The organism is Myceligenerans pegani (genome assembly GCF_014892515.1).
GTDB classification, from domain to species: domain Bacteria; phylum Actinomycetota; class Actinomycetes; order Actinomycetales; family Cellulomonadaceae; genus Myceligenerans; species Myceligenerans pegani.
This window is the reverse complement of the sequence record NZ_JADBGR010000104.1, coordinates 133,462-149,925: the sequence shown is the minus strand read 5'-3', so window position 1 is coordinate 149,925 and position 16,464 is coordinate 133,462. Positions and strand designations below refer to the sequence as shown.

Here is a 16,464-nt window from a genome sequence, read left to right as displayed (position 1 = left end):
ATGCCCGCCCGCACCTTCCGGCTGATCACCACCTGGAGCATCCCCGCCCCCGCGCCGCGGGTGTGGGAGGTCCTCGCCGACCCCGGGTTCACCTGGCCTGCCTGGTGGCCTGGCCTGCACGCCGAGCGCGTCGGCATGATCGCGGGCCCCGACGGGCTCGGTGGGGCGGGGTCGTGGGTACGGCTGCGGGTGCGGAGCCCGGTGGGCGGCACGCTCGATCTGCGCCTGGACCTCGTCGAGGCCCACGCTCCCGGCCCCTTGCGATCCGGGCCGGAGCACCCTGGGCCCGAGCACCCTGGGCCGGGGCGCCCTGCGCAGAAGCGGCCCGGGCGGGCCAAGCTGCGGGTGTCGGGCGACCTGCGTGGTGGCGGGTCGGTGGCGGTCTCCGAGCGACCGGACGGCCCCACCGAGGTGCGTCTGACCTGGGTCGTCATTCCGACAAAAGGACGGCCGGCCCTGGTCGCCCGAGCCGCGCCCGCGCTCTGCGTCTGGGCCCATGCCCGCGTGATGCGGGCGGGAGAACGCGGCCTCACGCGGCATCTGGCACGGGCCCTCGCACCGTCGTGAGCGACGTCACCGCGAGATCCTTGTGACCTGCACCACCAACTTTGTTCCAGTCTTCACAAGCGTCCTACAGTGGATCGCGTGAACCTTCCGCGCACCACTGAGAAGCCCCTCGCGACCGACGTCGACGTCGCGCTGATCGGCGGCGGCATCATGAGTGCCACGCTCGGCGCCCTGCTGTCCGTCCTGGAGCCGAGCTGGCGGATCGGCATCTACGAGCGGCTCGACGAGGTCGCCCAGGAGTCGTCCAGCCCCTGGAACAACGCGGGCACCGGCCACGCCGCGCTCTGCGAGCTGAACTACACGCCGGAGCGCAAGGACGGCTCGGTCGACATCTCGAAGGCCGTCAAGATCAACGAGCAGTTCCAGACGTCGCGCGAGTTCTGGAACCACCTGCTCACGGCCGGTCTGATGGAGGGCACCGACTTCATCAACGTCACCCCGCACATGACGTTCGTGCGCGGCGAGAAGAACGTGGACTACCTCCGGCGCCGCTGGGAGACACTGCGCGAGCACCCGCTGTTCGAGGACCTGGAGTTCACCGACGACCGCGCCGTGATCGCCGAGTGGGCCCCGCTGCTCACCACCGGCCGCGACGCCGACGAGCCCGTCGCCGCCACCCGCGCCGCGGCCGGGACCGACGTCGACTTCGGCGCCCTCACCCGCAAGCTGATCGACCTGCAGGTGCGCCAGGGCGCCGACCTGCACACCAACCACGAGGTCACCGGCCTGAAGAAGCTGCGTGACGGACGCTGGCGCCTGTCGCTGCGCGACCGCACCTGGAACGCCGAGACCCGCGGCAGGACCGTCACGGCGCGCTTCGTGTTCGTCGGCGCGGGCGGCGGTGCACTGCCGCTGCTGCAGGCCGCGGGCATCAAGGAGATCCGCGGCTACGGCGGCTTCCCGATCTCCGGCGAGTTCCTGCGCACGTCGAACCCCGACGTCGTCGCCGAGCACAACGCCAAGGTGTACGGCAAGGCCGAGGTGGGCGCTCCGCCGATGTCCGTGCCGCACCTCGACACCCGCGTCGTCGACGGCCAGAGCTACCTCATGTTCGGCCCGTACGCCGGGTTCTCGCCCAAGTACCTCAAGAAGGGCAAGTACCTGGGGCTGATCACCAGCCTGCGGGCGCACAACCTGTTCTCGATGCTCGGCGCGGGCCTGAAGAACCTCGACCTGACGCAGTACCTCGTGGGCCAGGTCGCCGCGGCCCCGGAGACGAAGTTCTACGAGCTGCAGAAGTTCATGCCCACCGCGAAGCCGGGCGACTGGGAGAAGATCACCGCCGGCCAGCGGGTCCAGGTGATCAAGTGGGTCAAGGGCAAGGGCGGCGTCCTGGAGTTCGGCACGGAGGTCATCGCGGCGCAGGACGGCTCCATCGCCGGCCTGCTCGGCGCCTCGCCGGGCGCGTCCACCGCGGTGTCCGCGATGCTCGGCGTGCTGGAGCGGTGCTTCGCCGACCGCTACGACGGCTGGCGGCCGCAGCTCGCGACGATGATGCCGTCCCTGGCCGGCGAGGGCTCGTCGATCGCCGACGACGCCGCCGCGCTCGCCCGGACAGAACGCGTCGCCGCGCGCTGAGACGCCGCGAGCCGAGATCGCACCGTCACGCGACGAACGCCGCGGGGTCGGCAGGCACTCACCTGCCGACCACGCGGCATTCGTCCGTCCGCGGCCGCCCGCGACGGAGCGGCGGTCTGGGCACCGATCTCCTCCGCCTGGGCGCGGCGGCCGGCGAACGAGGCACGCGCGTCAGTGGTAGATGCGCGGGCTACCGAACGACTTGCAGTGAGGCGTGGACGTGAACGTGATACACGTCGACTTCAGGCGGTACGCGCCGCCTCCCCCAGGGTTGCCGTGGTCGCTGTTGCCGCGCTCGAAGTACACCGCGCCGGCACGACTGGCGCTGCTGTAGATCACCGTGGTGCGGGACGAGTTCCAGCGCAGGCGGTCGTCCGCGAAGCCCCAGGTCTGCGGGCCGACCTTCCCGTCCCTGCCCAGGCCGTTGTCGTCCTGGTACTCCCAGGTCGCGCTCGCGGTACCCGGCCCGAACTTGCCGTCGATGTCGGCCTGGGTGATGTACCCCTCGGCGTACAGGATCGCCTGCCAGGCGCGCACGCTTCCGGTGTCCCACGAGTCGGCGCACCCGTTGCAGAGCGAGTTGCCGATCTCGTCGTAGTGGTCGCCGAAGTCGTCGGTCAGCCCGCTCCCGCCGTCCCAGAAGCTCGTGCTGTACGCGCCCTCGTCGGCCTCCGTGGCCGAGGCCGTGCCGGCCATCCCGAGGGTTGCCACCAGCGCCCCGACCGCCACCGCGGCCAGACGCGTCACCATCCGTGATCCACGCATCCGTGAACCCACCTTCCTTTCGTCGTGCTTCGTCGCACGGCAGGCCGGGCGGTCCGGCCGGCCGAGGCGCCCGTTGACACGGGCGCCGGGTTCGTCAGCCGTCGCCGTGTCTAGTGGTGGATCCGCGGGCTTCCGAAGGACTCGCAGTGGGTGGACGCGCACGCCTTGATGATGCGATAGGCGCCCCCGCCCTCGGCGTTGCCGTGGGCGCTGTTGCCGCGCTCGAAGTACACCGAGCCCTCGGCGCCCCGGTAGAGCACCTGGGTCCTGGACGAGTTCCACCGCAGTTGGTTGTCGGCGTACCCCCAGGTCTGCGGTCCGACCTGCCCGTCCCTCCCCAGGTCGTGGTCATCCTGGTAGCTCCACGTCGCGCTGGCCGTGTTCGGCCCGAACCTGCCGTCGATCTGCGTGTGCGTGAGGTATCCCTCGACGAACAGGATCGCCTGCCAGGCCCGGACGCTTCCCGTGTCCCAGGAGTCGGCGCAGCCGTTGCACAGCGAGTTGCCGATCTCGTCGTAGTGGTCGCCGAAGTCGTCGGTCAGCCCGCTCCCGCCGTCCCAGAAGCTCGTGCTGTACGCGCCCTCGTCGGCCTCCGTCGCCGACGCGGTCGCGGACACACCCGCGACCGTCACCAGCGCCCCGACCGCCACCGCGGCCAGACGCGTCACCATCCGTGATCCACGCATCCGTGAACCCACCTCTCTCTCGTCGCGCTTCCTCGCACGGCTCGCCGGTCGCCGGCTCACCGGATCGCCCCGTGGGCACGGACCGCTGAGGGCCTCATGTGGGGGAAACGGTCATCACGGTATGAAGCGGGGCGACGTCGCTCAATACCTTTCAACCCCCGCTGAAACATCCGCGCTTGCCGCCGGGTGTAGAACGGTGAGGTGGACCCCGTCGTCGCCGAGTACCTGCGCGAGAAGGCGGGCGCGCTGCGCCGCCACCAGGACGCCGTGCGGACCGACGTGCCCGACAGCGTGCACCAGGCGCGCGTCGCCGTCCGCAAGATCCGCAGCGCCCTGCGCGTCTTCGCCGCCGACGAGCCCGGGGCGGGATCGCTCGGCAGCCGCCTCCAGGAGTGGGGCCGGGTGCTCGGCAGGGCCCGCGACGCCGAGGTGTTCCGCGAGCTCCTCCGCACCCGCGTGTCGGCGATGAAGGCCGACGACGCCGGAGGTCCCGAGGTCGCGGATCTCGCCGACCGGCTCGACGGCCGGCTCGCCGACGAGTACGAACGCGCCCGGACCGCCGTCGTCGAACTCCTCGACACGCCCGGGCACGTCGCGCTGCTCGCGGACCTCGACGCCTTCATCGGTGCCCCGGGGGAATCCGCTGCCGAGCCCTCCTGCCCGGCACCCGGCGACCCTGCCGGTCACGCGCGGGACGCACGCCGGCCGGCCGGAGCGGTACGGGGCCGGCCCCCGGCGAGCGACGAGGCCCGCCGCCTCGTCGCCGCCGCGCGGAGCGCACGGAAGCGGTTCGTCACGCTGGAGCGAAAGGCCGGCCAGCGCACGGGAACGGCCGCCGACGTCGCCTGGCATCGCGCCCGCCGTGCGGCCAAGCGGGCACGCTACGCGGCCGAGCTCGTCGCGGACGCCGTGCCGGGCGAGCCCGGCCGCAAGGCACGCGACCACGCCAAGCGCCTCAAGAAGGTGCAGTCCCACCTCGGCGCGCGGCAGGACGACGTCGCCCTCCGCGACTGGCTGGAACAGGAACGCTCTCGCGCGAAGTCGGACGGCGAGGACCTGGCGCCGTACGACACCCTGCTCGCCGCCGTCGACGACAGATCGGAGCGGAGTCGGCCGGGTTGTGAGTGACGCCGGCCGTCCTAGGTTGGAAGAAGGTCATGAAGCGGCCGCCCGGGTGGAGCACGAGTCCGCCGCGGACCGTGTTCTGCCGCCAGACCGCCCGGCCGGACGCCGGGCGCGACGACGACAGGAGACCGACCATGAGCGAGACGGGAACCCCGTACGAGGGAGGATCCGGTTCGCGGTCCACCTCGCCGTCCGGCAACGACACGTCCCGGACGGGGACAGGCCCGACCGGAGTGAGGGAACGAGTGACGGACACGGCGGCGGAGGCCGCCGACGCCGGCCGGACCATGACCGAGGACGTCAAGGAGAAAGCGCGCGACGTCGCCCACGAGACGACCGCCCAGGCTCGCGGCCTGCTCGACCGCACCCGGTCCGAGCTCGACTCGCAGGCGCGGTCGCAGCAGCAGTGGGTGGCGGACAGCCTGCACGCGATGGAGGACGAGCTGGGCCGGATGGCGAGCGCGTCCCGGGACCCCGGGTACGCGACCGACCTGGTCCGGCGGGCCGGAGACGCGACCGGGCAGGCCGCCCGCTGGCTGGAGGACCGGGAACCCCGCGCGATCCTGGGGGAGATCGAGGACTTCGCCCGGCGCCGGCCCGGCGTGTTCATCGCCCTCGCGGCGGGAGCGGGCCTGGTGGTCGGGCGGTTCCTGCGCGGGATGAAGGACGCGAGCGGGACCGGGGAGGGGCATGAGCCGGCGGCGGTCAACGCGCCGGCCGGGCGCCCCGCGCCGGCCTCGGCACCGGCCGGCGAGACGACCGGTACGGTCCCGACCGCCCCCGCCGTCCCGGGTGACGCCTCGCCCGACGAGCCGCCCGCCCCGACGTCGTCCGAGAGCACGGTGCGGCCGACGATCCCGCCGCCCGTCCCGCCCCCGGCTCCCGGAACCCAGGCCGGAGGTGGCACCCATGCCTGACACGACCGAACCCCGAGGCCCCGCGGCGCCGGCCTCCTCCCCCGCGACACCGGTCCGGGACGACGAACGAAGCCTGGGCGAGCTGGTCGGCGAGGTCGGTCGCGACCTCTCCACGCTCGTCCGGCAGGAGATCGAGCTCGCCAAGGCCGAGATGAGGCAGTCGGCCCGGCGCGCCGGGAAGGGCGCCGGGATGTTCGGCGTCGCCGGCGTCGCCGGCCATCTGGTCCTGCTGTTCCTGTCACTGGCCCTGTGGTGGTGGCTCGGCTCGCTCGTCGGCGGCGGCTGGTCCGCACTGATCGTCGCGGCCGTCTGGGCGGTCGTCGCCGCGGTGCTCGCGATGCGCGGGCGCAGCGAGCTGCGCGCGGTCGACGGGGCGCCCGAGACGGCCGACTCGGTCAAGAAGATCCCGCAGGCTCTCCGAGGACACGAGGAGAAGAACTCATGAGCACGAACGATCCCGAGGCGATCCGAGACGACATCGAGCGCACGCGGGGCGAGTTGAGCCGCGACGTGGACGCGCTCGGCGACCGCGTGAACCCGAGTCACATGGCGCGACGCCGGATGGACCGCATGAGGTCCGGCGTGACGCACCTGAAGGAGCGTGTCATGGGCACGACGCACGACACGGTGGGCACGGCGCAGGACACCGGGCACGAGATGGCGGACAAGGGGCGCGAGGCGGCGGCGTCGGCCGCGGACCGCGCCCGCGGCACCGCGTCCTCGGTGGCGGAGACCGTCGGTTCCACGCCGCGCGCCGTGCGCGAGCAGACGCAGGGCAATCCGCTGGCGGTCGGCATGGTGGCCTTCGGCGTGGGGCTCGTCGTCGCCTCCCTCCTGCCGTCGAGCCGCACCGAGCGGCGCGCCGCCGTCGCGGTCGAGGAGAACGCCGGGCCGATCGAGGACGTCAGGGCCGGCGCCACCGAGGCCGTGCACGACCTCCAGGAACCGGCGCGGGAGAGCGCCGAGGCCGTGCGGGACGCCGCGAGCGACGCGGCGCGGTCGCTCGGCGAGCACGGTCGCGAGGCCGCCGACGACATCCGTTCGCGGGCGACCGGCGAGGGCTGAGCACGCCGATGTCCGCCCGTCCGAACCCCGACCCGCCCCCGGACGCGGAGCGTGCGCCGGACTCGCCGCCGAACCTGCGCCGGCAGAGCTGGACCTCCGCACTCCGAGCCACGGTGCGGCAGTTCTCCCGCGACCAGTGCCTGGATCTGGCCGCGGCGCTGACCTACTTCGCCGTGCTTGCAGCGGCGCCCGCCCTGCTCGCGCTCGTGTCCGTGCTGGGGCTGGTGAGCGACGGGGAAGAGGCGGTCGACCGGGTGGTCGGCACGCTCGACGGCGTGGTGCCGCCGGACGTGCTGTCGGTGGTGGGGCCGCTCGTCGAGAACGCCGCCGGTGCCGGCGGGCGCGCCGGCATCGCACTGATCGTCGGCGTCGCCGTCGCGCTGTGGTCGGCCTCCGGGTACGTCAGCGCCTTCGGACGTGCGATGAACCGCATCTACGAGGTCGACGAGGGCCGGCCGTTCTGGAAGCTGCGCCCCGTCCTGCTGCTGGTCACCGTGGTCACGGTGCTGATCGCCGCCGTGATCGTGGCGGCGATCGCGCTGAGCGGCCCCGTCGCGCGAGCGGTGGGTGACGCCGTGGGGCTCGGGGCAGCGGCCGTGACGGTGTGGGACGTCGTGAAATGGCCGGTGGTGCTCGCGCTCGTGGTCGTCCTCGTCGCGATCCTGTACCACGTGACGCCGAACGTACGCCGGCCCAGGATGCGCTGGATGAGCACGGGCGCGTTCGTCGCGATCGTGCTCTGGGTGCTCGCGTCCGCCGCGTTCGCCGTCTACGTCGCGACGTTCTCGAACTACGACGCCACCTACGGATCGCTCGCCGGGATCATCGTGTTCCTCCTGTGGCTGTGGATCACGAACCTCGCGCTCCTGTTCGGCGCCGAGCTCGACGCCGAGCTGGAGCGCGGCCGGGAGCTGCGGAACGGCATCCCGGCGGAGGAGTCGCTGCGGCTTCCGCCCAAGGACGTGCGCGCGAGCGAGAAGCGCGAGGCGAAGCACCGCAGGGAGATCGATCGCGGGCGGGAGCTGCGGGAGGCGGCCCTGCGCGAGTGAGACGAGGCGCTCGGGGCGCCGCAAGGACGGGCCGGCCCTCGACGTCGCACGGTCCCGGCCGCACGGGCAGACGGCCGCACGGACGAACCTCAGCCCTCGACGTCGAACGACCCGAGCGCCTGCCCGTTCCGGAACGCCCTCTCCCGTGCGTAGCCGTGGAAGCGCTCGAGCATGTCGAGCTGCCCGTGGGCCCGGTCGATCAGCTCGTCGAGCTGCCGGGGATCCAGGCCCATCTCGTCGGCGTGCCGGCGCAGCGTCCGCCAGCCGCCGACCTTCGCCACCACCGCCGCGCGCATGAACTCGGTGTCGAACGCCGCCGACATCGGCGACCGCCGCGTGATCCTGCCGTTGAACTTGAGCCGGCCCGCCCGCTCACCGATCCAGGCCGCCGCCTGCCGATGCGGGCGGCGGGGCACGTGGAGCCGGTCCAGCAGGTCCCGGTACAGCTCGCGCTCGGCGCGGAGCTGTTCGGTCGCCTCTGCCAGTTCGGCATGGAAGGGCGTGTCGCGGTAGGTCCCCGCCATGAACTCCATGCGCTCCAGGCCCGCCGTGGCCCCGGTGAAGTGGTCGGAGAGGTAGAGACCGAGCAGACGGCGGTCGAGCGACTCCGGGATCCGGACGTTCCCGCGGTGTCGCAGCGGCAGGACCGACGATCCCGGCGGCCGCGTCGTCGCGGGACGGAGGGTGGCGGAACGCATCCCCTGGCCGATCGCCATGCCCCGCAGCAACTCCGCGACGGCCTCCGCCGCGGTCCGGCGCGGCACCCAGCCGAGCTCGGACCGGAGCCGGGTGCTGTCCAGCACCGGCACGGTCATCGCCATGTCGAGCCAGCCGGGATCGGTGCGGATCAGACGTGCGTCGTAGGCGGCGGCGAGCGCCATGCGGGCCGCGGCCGGCGGCACCTCGACCAGTCTGCCGTGGTCGACGAGCCGCGCGAGGTCCCGGGCGAGCAAGAGGTCGTCGGCGGCGACGTTGAACGCCCCGCGTGCCCGTTCGAGGATGACGCGGCGGTACGCGTCCGCGGCGTCGTCGGCGTGGACGGCCTGCGCGCGGATGCCGGCCGGCAGGGGCAGCACCGGGAGCCTGCCGTGTCGCAGCAGCCGGAGCGGTACGAGCGGGCCCAGGAAGTAGCGCGCCACCGACCTGGCGGCGTCGCCCTGGAAGGTCAGCGCCGGTCTCAGCCGCGCCACGGCGATGTCGGGGTGGGCCGCCTCGATCTCGTCCAGCACCCGCTCCTGCGCGGCCTTGTCCACGCTGTAGTGCGACGTCGGGATGCCGTCGGTGGGCCAGTCCTCGTCCTGCGGCACGTTGTTGCCCACCGGGGAGTACGCCCCGACGGACGACGCGACGACGAGGTGCGGCACGCCGGCCCGGACGGCCGCCTCGGCCACCCGGCGTGTGCCGTCGACGTGCGTGCGGCGCAGCAGGTCCCGTTCGCGGTTGGGCTGGACCAGCCAGGCGAGGTGCACGACGGCGTCCGCACCGCGGAACGCCTCGGCGAGCGCCGCGATCATCGCCTCGCCGGCGCCCTCGGCGGCGACGTCGACCGGCCTCCACTCGGCGTGCCGGTACGGCGCGGCGCCACGGTCGGGGAATCTGCGGGCCATGCCCAGCAGGGACGTGATCCGCGGTTCGCGATGCAGGGCGCGCAGCAGCGCGGTCCCGACGTTTCCGGTGGCTCCGACCACGACGACGCGCATGGAACCACCGTGGCACCCGCGCCGGGCGCTCGCACCCGGCGGCACCTCAGACGGGCAGTCCCCGCTCCCCCGCCCGGACGGTGACGATGCCGGCGAGGATCAGCGCGCCTCCGACGATCTGCACCGGGGCCGGGGCCTGGCCCAGCAGGAGCCAGGCGGCCAGCACGGCGAACATCACCTCGGTCAGTCCGACGAACGACGCCAGCCGTGCGCCCAGCCGGCGGCTCGCCGCGATCCCCGCCACGTAGGCGACGGCGGCGGTGACGACCCCCAGCCCGAGCACCGGCACCCACCAGGGAATGGTGAAGCCCTGGAATCGCACGGCCTCCGCCGCCACCCGCAGCGGCACGACCCCGACGAGCCCGGCGACCAGCAACGACACGCCGCCCGCGAGCAGCCCGCCGGACGCGAGGGCGACCGGCGGCAGCCCCGTCGGCCGCGCCGACATCACGAAGTAGCCGGCCGCGCCGACCATGGCGCCCAGCGCCCAGAGCACTCCGGGCACGCTGATCCCGCCGTCGCCCGCGAGGTCGAGCACCAGGACGAGCCCGCCGAGCGCCACGACCCCGCCGACGCAGGTGAGCAGGCCCGGCCGCCGGCCGTGCCGCGCCCACATCCAGCCGACGACGGCCACGGGCGCGAGGAACTCGATGAGCAGCGCCACGCCGACGTCCAGGTACGACACCGCGTAGAAGAACGTGAGCTGCGTGCCCGCCACCGCGACCAGGCCGTACACCAGGAGCGACCAGACGTTCGCGCGGAGCAGGGCCCACCGGCCACGGAGCGCCAGGATTGCCGGGAGTGCCAGCACGGCGCCGCCGATGAGGACCCGGACGGTGACGGCCGCGCCCGCCGTCCACCCGGCGTCGAGCAGGCCGCGGGCGAACGGGCCCGAGAGCGAGAACGTCGCCGCGGCGAGCAGGGCGAAGGCGATGCCGGCCGTCGCCCGTGCGCCGGAGCTCGCGCCGGCGGGACCCGGCGGCGTCGCGGCGGCACGTTCGCCGGCCACGGCGGCCGGGCCGCTTCCCGATCCGCCGATGTCATGAGTCATGTCCGCCATGACTCATGACCGTAGAGCTCGGCGAGGTAATGTGTCAACATGCTTTTCGAGCATGACACCGAACCGAACCTGCGAGCCGCCGTCGCCCTCGTGAACTCGGCGGAACCGCCCCGCACGCTCGAGACGGTCGCCGACCTCGACGCCTTCTACACCGCGCACGGCTACACCGTCCGGCACGACGGCGACGAGGCCGAGCTCGCTGCCGTCCAGGCGCTGATCCCCCGGTTGCGCGAGCTCCTCACCGCGGACCGGGACACGGCCGCCGAGCTGGCCAACCGGATCCTGGCCGACGTCTCGGCCGTACCCCGCCTCGTCCGCCACGGCGAGACCGACTGGCACCTCCACTCCGTGCCCGACGACGCCCCGTTCGCCGATCACGTCGCCGCGGAGACGGCGCTCGCCATGACCGACCTGATCCGCGCCGACGAGATGTCCCGCCTGTCGGTCTGCGCCGATCCGACCTGCGAGGGCCTGGTCCTCGACCTCTCCCGCAACCGCTCCCGCAAGTTCTGCAGCACGCGGTGCAGCAACCGCGCCGCCGTCGCCGCGTACCGCGACCGACGGCGTGCGTGAGTACCCTGCCCACCATGACGCTGCGCATCGCGATGTGGTCCGGCCCCCGCAACCTGTCGACCGCGATGATGCGCAGCTTCGGGAACCGGCCGGACACGTCCGCGGTCGACGAACCGCTGTACGCGGCCTACCTCGACACCACCGGGATCGACCATCCCGGCGCCGCGGAGGTCATCGCGTCCCAGTCCCCCGACCCGGCCACGGTACTGCGCGAGCTCACGACCGGCGTCGTCCCCACGGCCGTGCAGTACCAGAAGCACATGACGCACCACGTGCTGCCGAGCACGCCCCGCGAGCCCCTCGCTCTCCTCACGCACGCGTTCCTGATCCGCGATCCCGAGCGCGTGCTGGTCTCCTACGCCAAGGTCCGCTCGGAGCCCACGCTCGAGGACCTCGGCCTGCCGCAGCAGGTCGAGTTGTACGAGCGGTTCGGCGGCCCGGTGGTCGACGCCGCCGACGTGCTGCGCGACCCCCGCGCCACCCTCACCGCGCTGTGCGCGGCGCTCGGCCTGGAGTTCGACGACGCGATGCTGTCCTGGCCGCCCGGACCCCGCGAGGAGGACGGCGTCTGGGCGAAGCACTGGTACGCGGGCGTCGAGGCGTCCACCGGCTTCGCCACGGAGTCCCCGGGCACGCGCGACCCGCTCCCGGAGCGCCTGCGCCCCCTCCTGGAACGCTGCCTGCCGTACTACGACCGCCTCGCGCCGTACGCGCTCCGTCCGTGATGTCACCTGAACCCGTGCCGGGACAGACCGACGCCGGCCCGCGCCCACGCCGCGCCCGGCACGCCGTCGTGCGGCCGCACCGCACGGACCAAGCCGCCCCCGATCGGGCGCCCTGACCGGGACGCCCACCGATCTCCATCAGAAGAGGACCACCCATGCTGCAGACGTTCGACGAGCGCAACCGTGACCTGCAGGTCTGGATCAACGGCAGGCTCACCCATCGCGACGAGGCGCGCGTCAGCCCGTTCGACTCCCTGGTCCAGGGTGGCGACGGCGTCTGGGAAGGACTGCGCCTGCACGACGGGCGCATCTTCGCCCTGACCGAGCACCTCGCGCGCCTGCGCCGCTCGGCGAAGGCGCTGGCGTTCACGGAGATCCCGTCCGACGAGGACGTCATCGGCGCGATCCGCGAGACCCTCGCCGCCAACGACATGCGTGACGACGTGCACATCCGTCTCACGCTCGGCCGCGGCGAGAAGATCACGTCCGGCATGGACCCGCGGCTCAACCAGGCCGGGCCGACGCTCATCGTCCTCGCGGAGTTCAAGCCGCCGGTGTACGACGCCGGCGGCATCACCCTGGTGACCTCGTCCGTGCGGCGCCACCGCGCCGACTCGCTGGATCCGAAGATCCACCACAACAACCTGCTCACGTCGATCCTGGCGAAGATCGAGGCGAACGTGGCCGGCGCCGACGACGCGCTCATGCTGGACGACGCCGGCTACATCGCCGAGACCAACGCGACACACGTGTTCCACGTCGCGGGCGGCGTCCTGCGCACCTCCACGACGCGGGCCTGCCCGGAGGGCATCACCCGCGCCACGGTGCTCGACCTGGCCGCGGAGGCCGGCATCCCGACCTCCGTCGGCGACTTCTCGCTGACGGACCTGTACACCGCCGACGAGGCCTTCGTGACCGGCACGATGGGCGGCCTCGCGCCGGTCCTGTCGGTGGACGGCCGCCCGATCGGCGCGGGTACGACGGCGGACGGCGGGCCGGCATCCGGCCCGGGCCCGGTCACCGCACTGCTGACGTCGGCCTACGCCGACCTCACGGCGACGTCGGGCACGCCGGTCTGCTGACCTTTCTCCGGCCCGGGGGCCTCAGGCAGGCGCGCCGAGCACGGAGGCCGGCATCACCGGTTCCGTGGACTCCGCTCCCGACGTCCGCCACGCACTCTTCTGCGCGCGCGGCTTGAGGTCGGCCATCAGGCTCAAGCCCTCCGGCAGGTCGGAACCGTCGAGCCGCAGGGGGACGACGAGACTCGACCGCGCCGGGATCCTCTCCGACAACGTCACCCGCCACGTCGCGCACCGGCCACCGCCCACCGGCCGGAGACGGACCGCCGCGCGGGCACCGGAGTCGGAAAAGCGTGGCGCCACGTCCTCGCGCCCGGGCAGGGTCCCGTCGACGACCGTCAGGTTCATCGCCGACGTGCCGAGGACCATGACGTCCGTACCGGCCGGCACGGGGGCGGCACCGACCGCGCTCACCGCCATCCACGCGATGACCCCGTCCGCGCCGGCGCCGGTCACGCTCAGGGCCACGGCGGCTTTCCACTCCGGCGCGGACGCGCCGGGCGTCGTCCTGGACAGGACCTTCTTCGCGATCCGGCCGCCGTCGGGCTCCGCGAGCTCCGCCTGGACCGTGCGCCCCGGCGACGGTCTGGCATCCATGAAGTGCTCGCCCACGGCCGACGCGGCGAGCAGCGCGTAGGTGCTCCCCTCCTGGAGGCCGTCGTCCAGCACGACCCGGGCCTCGCCGTCGGCCACGACGAGCGGGACCTCGGTGACGACACCGGTCTGCCCGTGCGCGAGAATCGCGGTGCCGGAGCTGAAGTCGTAGCCCTTCACGTCGCACCGGAACCTGACCTGCGACCCGGCCGCCACCAGCCTCGGGCCGGTCCTGATCCGCACGCCGAGGACGTGGGGCACGGCCTGCCGCGCGGCGCCGCCGGAGGGCATCACGTCGGGTGGAACGATCTCCTCCAGCGCGAGGCCTCCACCGCCGGACCCCTCCGCGGCGACCGCATCGGAACCGAACGGCGCGCCCACCGCGACGGTCGCGCTCATCAGCGCCGCCGCCCGGAGCACCGCACGACGCCCCACCGTCGAGCTGCCTGCGTCCACATGATCCTCCATCGTTCAGATGCCGTCGATGAGATCGGCGAACGCCCGTCCCATCGCTTCCGCCTGCACGACCGTCGGCTTCGGCAGGAACGGATCCGGGGATCCGCACACCTCGTTGTACGTCATGCCGAAGGCCTCCCGCACCGACCCGTGATCGACGCCGGCCGCCAGCTGAGAGACCGCGTCCACGGCGGTAGATCTCCTGCCCGCGAAGCGCGTTCGGTAGAACTGCCGGATGCGCCCCTGGGCATCGGTGGACAGGACGTCCCGGAGGACCGCGGAGTAGCGGCCCTCGGCCTCCCGGCGGGAGGCGACCAGCATTTCCCGGCGGGAGGCGACCAGCACCGCGTCCGCATCGGCGACGAGGTCCCTCGTGCTGAAGAGCGATTCGTCGCCGCCCAGGTTGTCCGACACGAACTCGTAGACGTCACCTGCGGGGATGCGAGCCGCGGCCTTCCCGGCAGCCAGCCTCACCCAGAGCGAATAGAGGTCGAAGCCCCAGCCACCGAGGTCGCCCGGCGTCCACGCGGACCATCCCCGCGGAACGACGCCGTGGCGTTCGTGCCCGCGGAGCGCCACCGCGAAGCGCCGGGCGTCCCGGATCTCGTCGAACACCCCGAGCTCCCGTGCGGCCAGGACCTCGCCCGCGGCCTCCAGGGCTTCGGGGGCCCCGAACGGGGCGTACGCCCGCCACGGGGCACCGGGGTGCGCGAGGCGCTGGATGGCTTGGACGAGGTAGTCGTCGGCCGCGTCCCGGTACCGGTCGAACGCGTCGCCACGGGCGGCGAACCCGCGTTCGACGTCGTGCGTCGCGCCGATGAACCAGTCGAGGTCGAGACCGTAGCCCGTCGCCGACGCCCGTCCGTCCAGTTCGGGAGGCGGCCCGGCGATCAGGCAGGCGTCGACGGGCTCGGCGGCGGGCGAGACGACGACCTTGTCGATCTCGCGAGACGTTCCCGCCAGGGTGAGGTCGGTGGCCTGTATCTGGTTGTAGTGCCAGGACCGCGGCATCGGATGGCCCATGTTCGCGACCCACGCGTACGCGGCACCGGCGATGAACGACGCCGCGGCCAGCCCTTCCTTGACCACCAGGTCGCACACGTTGCGCCCGCCGTAGACACCGACTCGAAGCGGGTAGGTCCCCGACACCGAGGAGACCGCGTCGTCGATGCCACGGAAGTGGTCCATCACCGGCCCTGTCACCGTCGCGCCGTGCGCATCGAAGTCCACCGCGAAGTAGACGACGGAGTTCTCGGGCAGGCCGACGACATGTGCGCGCTGCGTCGCCAGGACACCCAGACGGTAGCCGTTGTCGTAGGACATGTACGAGACGTCGTTCTCCATGACCTGATAGATCGGCAGGAGGCCGAACGACTTCGCCTTCAGGGCGCTGATCTCGTCGATACCCAGGAACTTGTCGTACGGAACGCCGTCGCGCTGCGTCACGCCGGACAGATAGCGGCCCACGACGCGGTAGCCCTTGTCCCGCGCGTCCTCGTAGTCCGCCGCGGCCAGTTGCAGGGCGTGGTCGAATCCGGTCACGTCCCGATCCGGGTCACCGCAGGAGACCATGAGCGCCATCCACGTGCCGGCACTCATGTCGCCCACGTCCGTCAGGGCCATGAACTCGCGGAACTCCGCGGCGGCGCGCCTGGTTCGGGCGTCGATGTCCCCGTCGACCACCAGCGGGTAGCCGTTGACCGTCAGCCACGCCTGGAACAGGTGGTCGAAGTAGGGCCCGCGGTGGACCGGCACGGGCTCGCCGTCCTCGTCCCGGTAGTCGCCCCTGAGCCGCCCCCTGGTCTGCGGCCCGAAAACGCCGTTCGCTTCCCGGGCCGGGACCCCGATCTCGATCTGGGTCGCGATCATGAGCGCGCGGTGCGTCGACCGGGAGAACAGCCCGTGCGTGGCGACCAGGTCGAGCGCGGGCTCGTCGGCGTACGTGCCGTTCAGCCAGCGCTGGACGGCTTGCACGGGCGCCGTGCCGCCGGAGATCAGGCGATACGTCTCCATCGACAGCAGCCACGCCATCATCTTGACGTCCACGTGCGGATCGGCTGCCCCGAGGCCCAGGGCGACCCGCAGGTCCGCCACGCTGCCGCTCATCATGCCGAACGCCGGATCCGGGTCGCCTGCCCCCGGGTGGTAGAAGGCGCTGGGCAGCCCCGGCGAGCCCTTGCACCACAGGGCGCAACTCAAGATCATCAGAAGGCGGGTGTCCGTCGTCCCGCCGTCGATCCGGCCGATCCGGGCGCGGAACGCCGCCCTCGCCGCGTCGCCGAACCCCGGTACGAGCGGCGAGATCCCCAGCTCGGCCTGGAGAGCCCTCTGCACCCCCTGGACGGTCTGCCAGCCGATGACTCCGTCCTCGTCCAGGGTCTCCCAACCGGGGCGGGAACCGTAGTTGGCGTTGAGCCACGCCTGCGACTCCAGCACGTGATCGTTCACTGAGGCATCCCTACTCGCACGTGTCGTCAGCCTGTCCGCGCACTTCACGGCACGAAATTCACCCGGTCGATGATTCG

Annotated in this window: 16 protein-coding genes; 10 read left to right on the top strand and 6 right to left on the bottom strand. The window is 72.9% G+C overall.

Annotation, left to right across the window (positions count from 1 at the left end; translation table 11 throughout):
- Both IIE03_RS18630 and mqo read left to right on the top strand, forming a co-directional pair.
- On the top strand, positions 1-567 hold the full coding sequence (locus tag IIE03_RS18630) for an SRPBCC family protein (RefSeq protein ID WP_192864264.1): 567 nt from the start codon (positions 1-3) through the stop codon (positions 565-567).
- A gap of 78 nt (positions 568-645) precedes the next feature.
- The gene (mqo, locus tag IIE03_RS18625; protein ID WP_192864263.1) at positions 646-2,145 is read left to right on the top strand and encodes a malate dehydrogenase (quinone); all 1,500 of its coding nucleotides are present in this window, start codon (positions 646-648) and stop codon (positions 2,143-2,145) included.
- Between the two features lie 171 nt (positions 2,146-2,316).
- Here the strand turns inward: mqo and IIE03_RS18620 are convergent, their stop codons facing one another.
- Together IIE03_RS18620 and IIE03_RS18615 are read right to left on the bottom strand one after the other, a co-directional pair.
- A complete protein-coding gene (locus IIE03_RS18620; protein WP_192864262.1) occupies positions 2,317-2,895 on the bottom strand; it encodes a peptidoglycan-binding domain-containing protein in 579 nt (192 codons plus the stop codon).
- 125 nt (positions 2,896-3,020) lie between these two features.
- The gene (locus IIE03_RS18615) at positions 3,021-3,581 is read right to left on the bottom strand and encodes a peptidoglycan-binding domain-containing protein (RefSeq protein WP_192864261.1); all 561 of its coding nucleotides are present in this window, start codon (positions 3,579-3,581) and stop codon (positions 3,021-3,023) included.
- Positions 3,582-3,797: 216 nt separating this feature from the next.
- On the opposite strand from IIE03_RS18615, the gene IIE03_RS18610 reads away from it, so the two are divergent.
- The 5 genes from IIE03_RS18610 to IIE03_RS18590 all read left to right on the top strand — a co-directional run bounded on the left by IIE03_RS18610 (position 3,798) and on the right by IIE03_RS18590 (position 7,752).
- Positions 3,798-4,724 (top strand): CHAD domain-containing protein, encoded by a 927-nt coding sequence (locus tag IIE03_RS18610; protein ID WP_192864260.1) that lies wholly within the window; start codon positions 3,798-3,800, stop codon positions 4,722-4,724.
- A gap of 131 nt (positions 4,725-4,855) precedes the next feature.
- Entirely contained in the window at positions 4,856-5,638 is a 783-nt protein-coding gene (locus IIE03_RS18605) for a hypothetical protein (protein WP_192864259.1), read from the top strand.
- Entirely contained in the window at positions 5,631-6,083 is a 453-nt protein-coding gene (locus IIE03_RS18600) for a phage holin family protein (protein WP_192864258.1), read from the top strand. The genes IIE03_RS18605 and IIE03_RS18600 overlap by 8 nt, the downstream gene beginning before the upstream one ends.
- Complete coding sequence (locus IIE03_RS18595; protein WP_192864257.1) at positions 6,080-6,703, top strand: DUF3618 domain-containing protein; 624 nt, start codon at positions 6,080-6,082, stop codon at positions 6,701-6,703. The genes IIE03_RS18600 and IIE03_RS18595 overlap by 4 nt, the downstream gene beginning before the upstream one ends.
- Positions 6,704-6,711: 8 nt before the next feature.
- Complete coding sequence (locus IIE03_RS18590; protein ID WP_192864256.1) at positions 6,712-7,752, top strand: YihY/virulence factor BrkB family protein; 1,041 nt, start codon at positions 6,712-6,714, stop codon at positions 7,750-7,752.
- Between the two features lie 89 nt (positions 7,753-7,841).
- On the opposite strand, the gene IIE03_RS18585 is transcribed toward IIE03_RS18590, so the two are convergent.
- Positions 7,842-9,452 (bottom strand): NAD-dependent epimerase/dehydratase family protein, encoded by a 1,611-nt coding sequence (locus IIE03_RS18585; protein WP_192864255.1) that lies wholly within the window; start codon positions 9,450-9,452, stop codon positions 7,842-7,844.
- 46 nt (positions 9,453-9,498) lie between these two features.
- The gene (locus IIE03_RS18580) at positions 9,499-10,512 is read right to left on the bottom strand and encodes an EamA family transporter (protein ID WP_225997973.1); all 1,014 of its coding nucleotides are present in this window, start codon (positions 10,510-10,512) and stop codon (positions 9,499-9,501) included.
- 39 nt (positions 10,513-10,551) lie between these two features.
- Between IIE03_RS18580 and IIE03_RS18575 the strand changes: the two genes are divergently transcribed.
- The 3 genes from IIE03_RS18575 to IIE03_RS18565 all read left to right on the top strand — a co-directional run bounded on the left by IIE03_RS18575 (position 10,552) and on the right by IIE03_RS18565 (position 12,892).
- Positions 10,552-11,085: a CGNR zinc finger domain-containing protein gene (locus tag IIE03_RS18575; protein WP_192864254.1), complete on the top strand. Its 534-nt coding sequence runs from the start codon at positions 10,552-10,554 to the stop codon at positions 11,083-11,085.
- Between the two features lie 14 nt (positions 11,086-11,099).
- Positions 11,100-11,810 carry a sulfotransferase-like domain-containing protein gene (locus IIE03_RS18570; protein ID WP_192864253.1) on the top strand — a complete coding sequence of 237 codons (711 nt, stop codon included), beginning with the start codon at positions 11,100-11,102 and terminating at the stop codon, positions 11,808-11,810.
- Between the two features lie 155 nt (positions 11,811-11,965).
- On the top strand, positions 11,966-12,892 hold the full coding sequence (locus tag IIE03_RS18565) for an aminotransferase class IV (protein ID WP_192864252.1): 927 nt from the start codon (positions 11,966-11,968) through the stop codon (positions 12,890-12,892).
- 21 nt (positions 12,893-12,913) lie between these two features.
- On the opposite strand, the gene IIE03_RS18560 is transcribed toward IIE03_RS18565, so the two are convergent.
- Positions 12,914-13,939: a hypothetical protein gene (locus tag IIE03_RS18560; RefSeq protein ID WP_192864251.1), complete on the bottom strand. Its 1,026-nt coding sequence runs from the start codon at positions 13,937-13,939 to the stop codon at positions 12,914-12,916.
- Positions 13,940-13,954: 15 nt separating this feature from the next.
- The gene (locus tag IIE03_RS26845; RefSeq protein ID WP_192864250.1) at positions 13,955-16,387 is read right to left on the bottom strand and encodes a glycoside hydrolase domain-containing protein; all 2,433 of its coding nucleotides are present in this window, start codon (positions 16,385-16,387) and stop codon (positions 13,955-13,957) included.
- Positions 16,388-16,464: the final 77 nt, after the last annotated feature.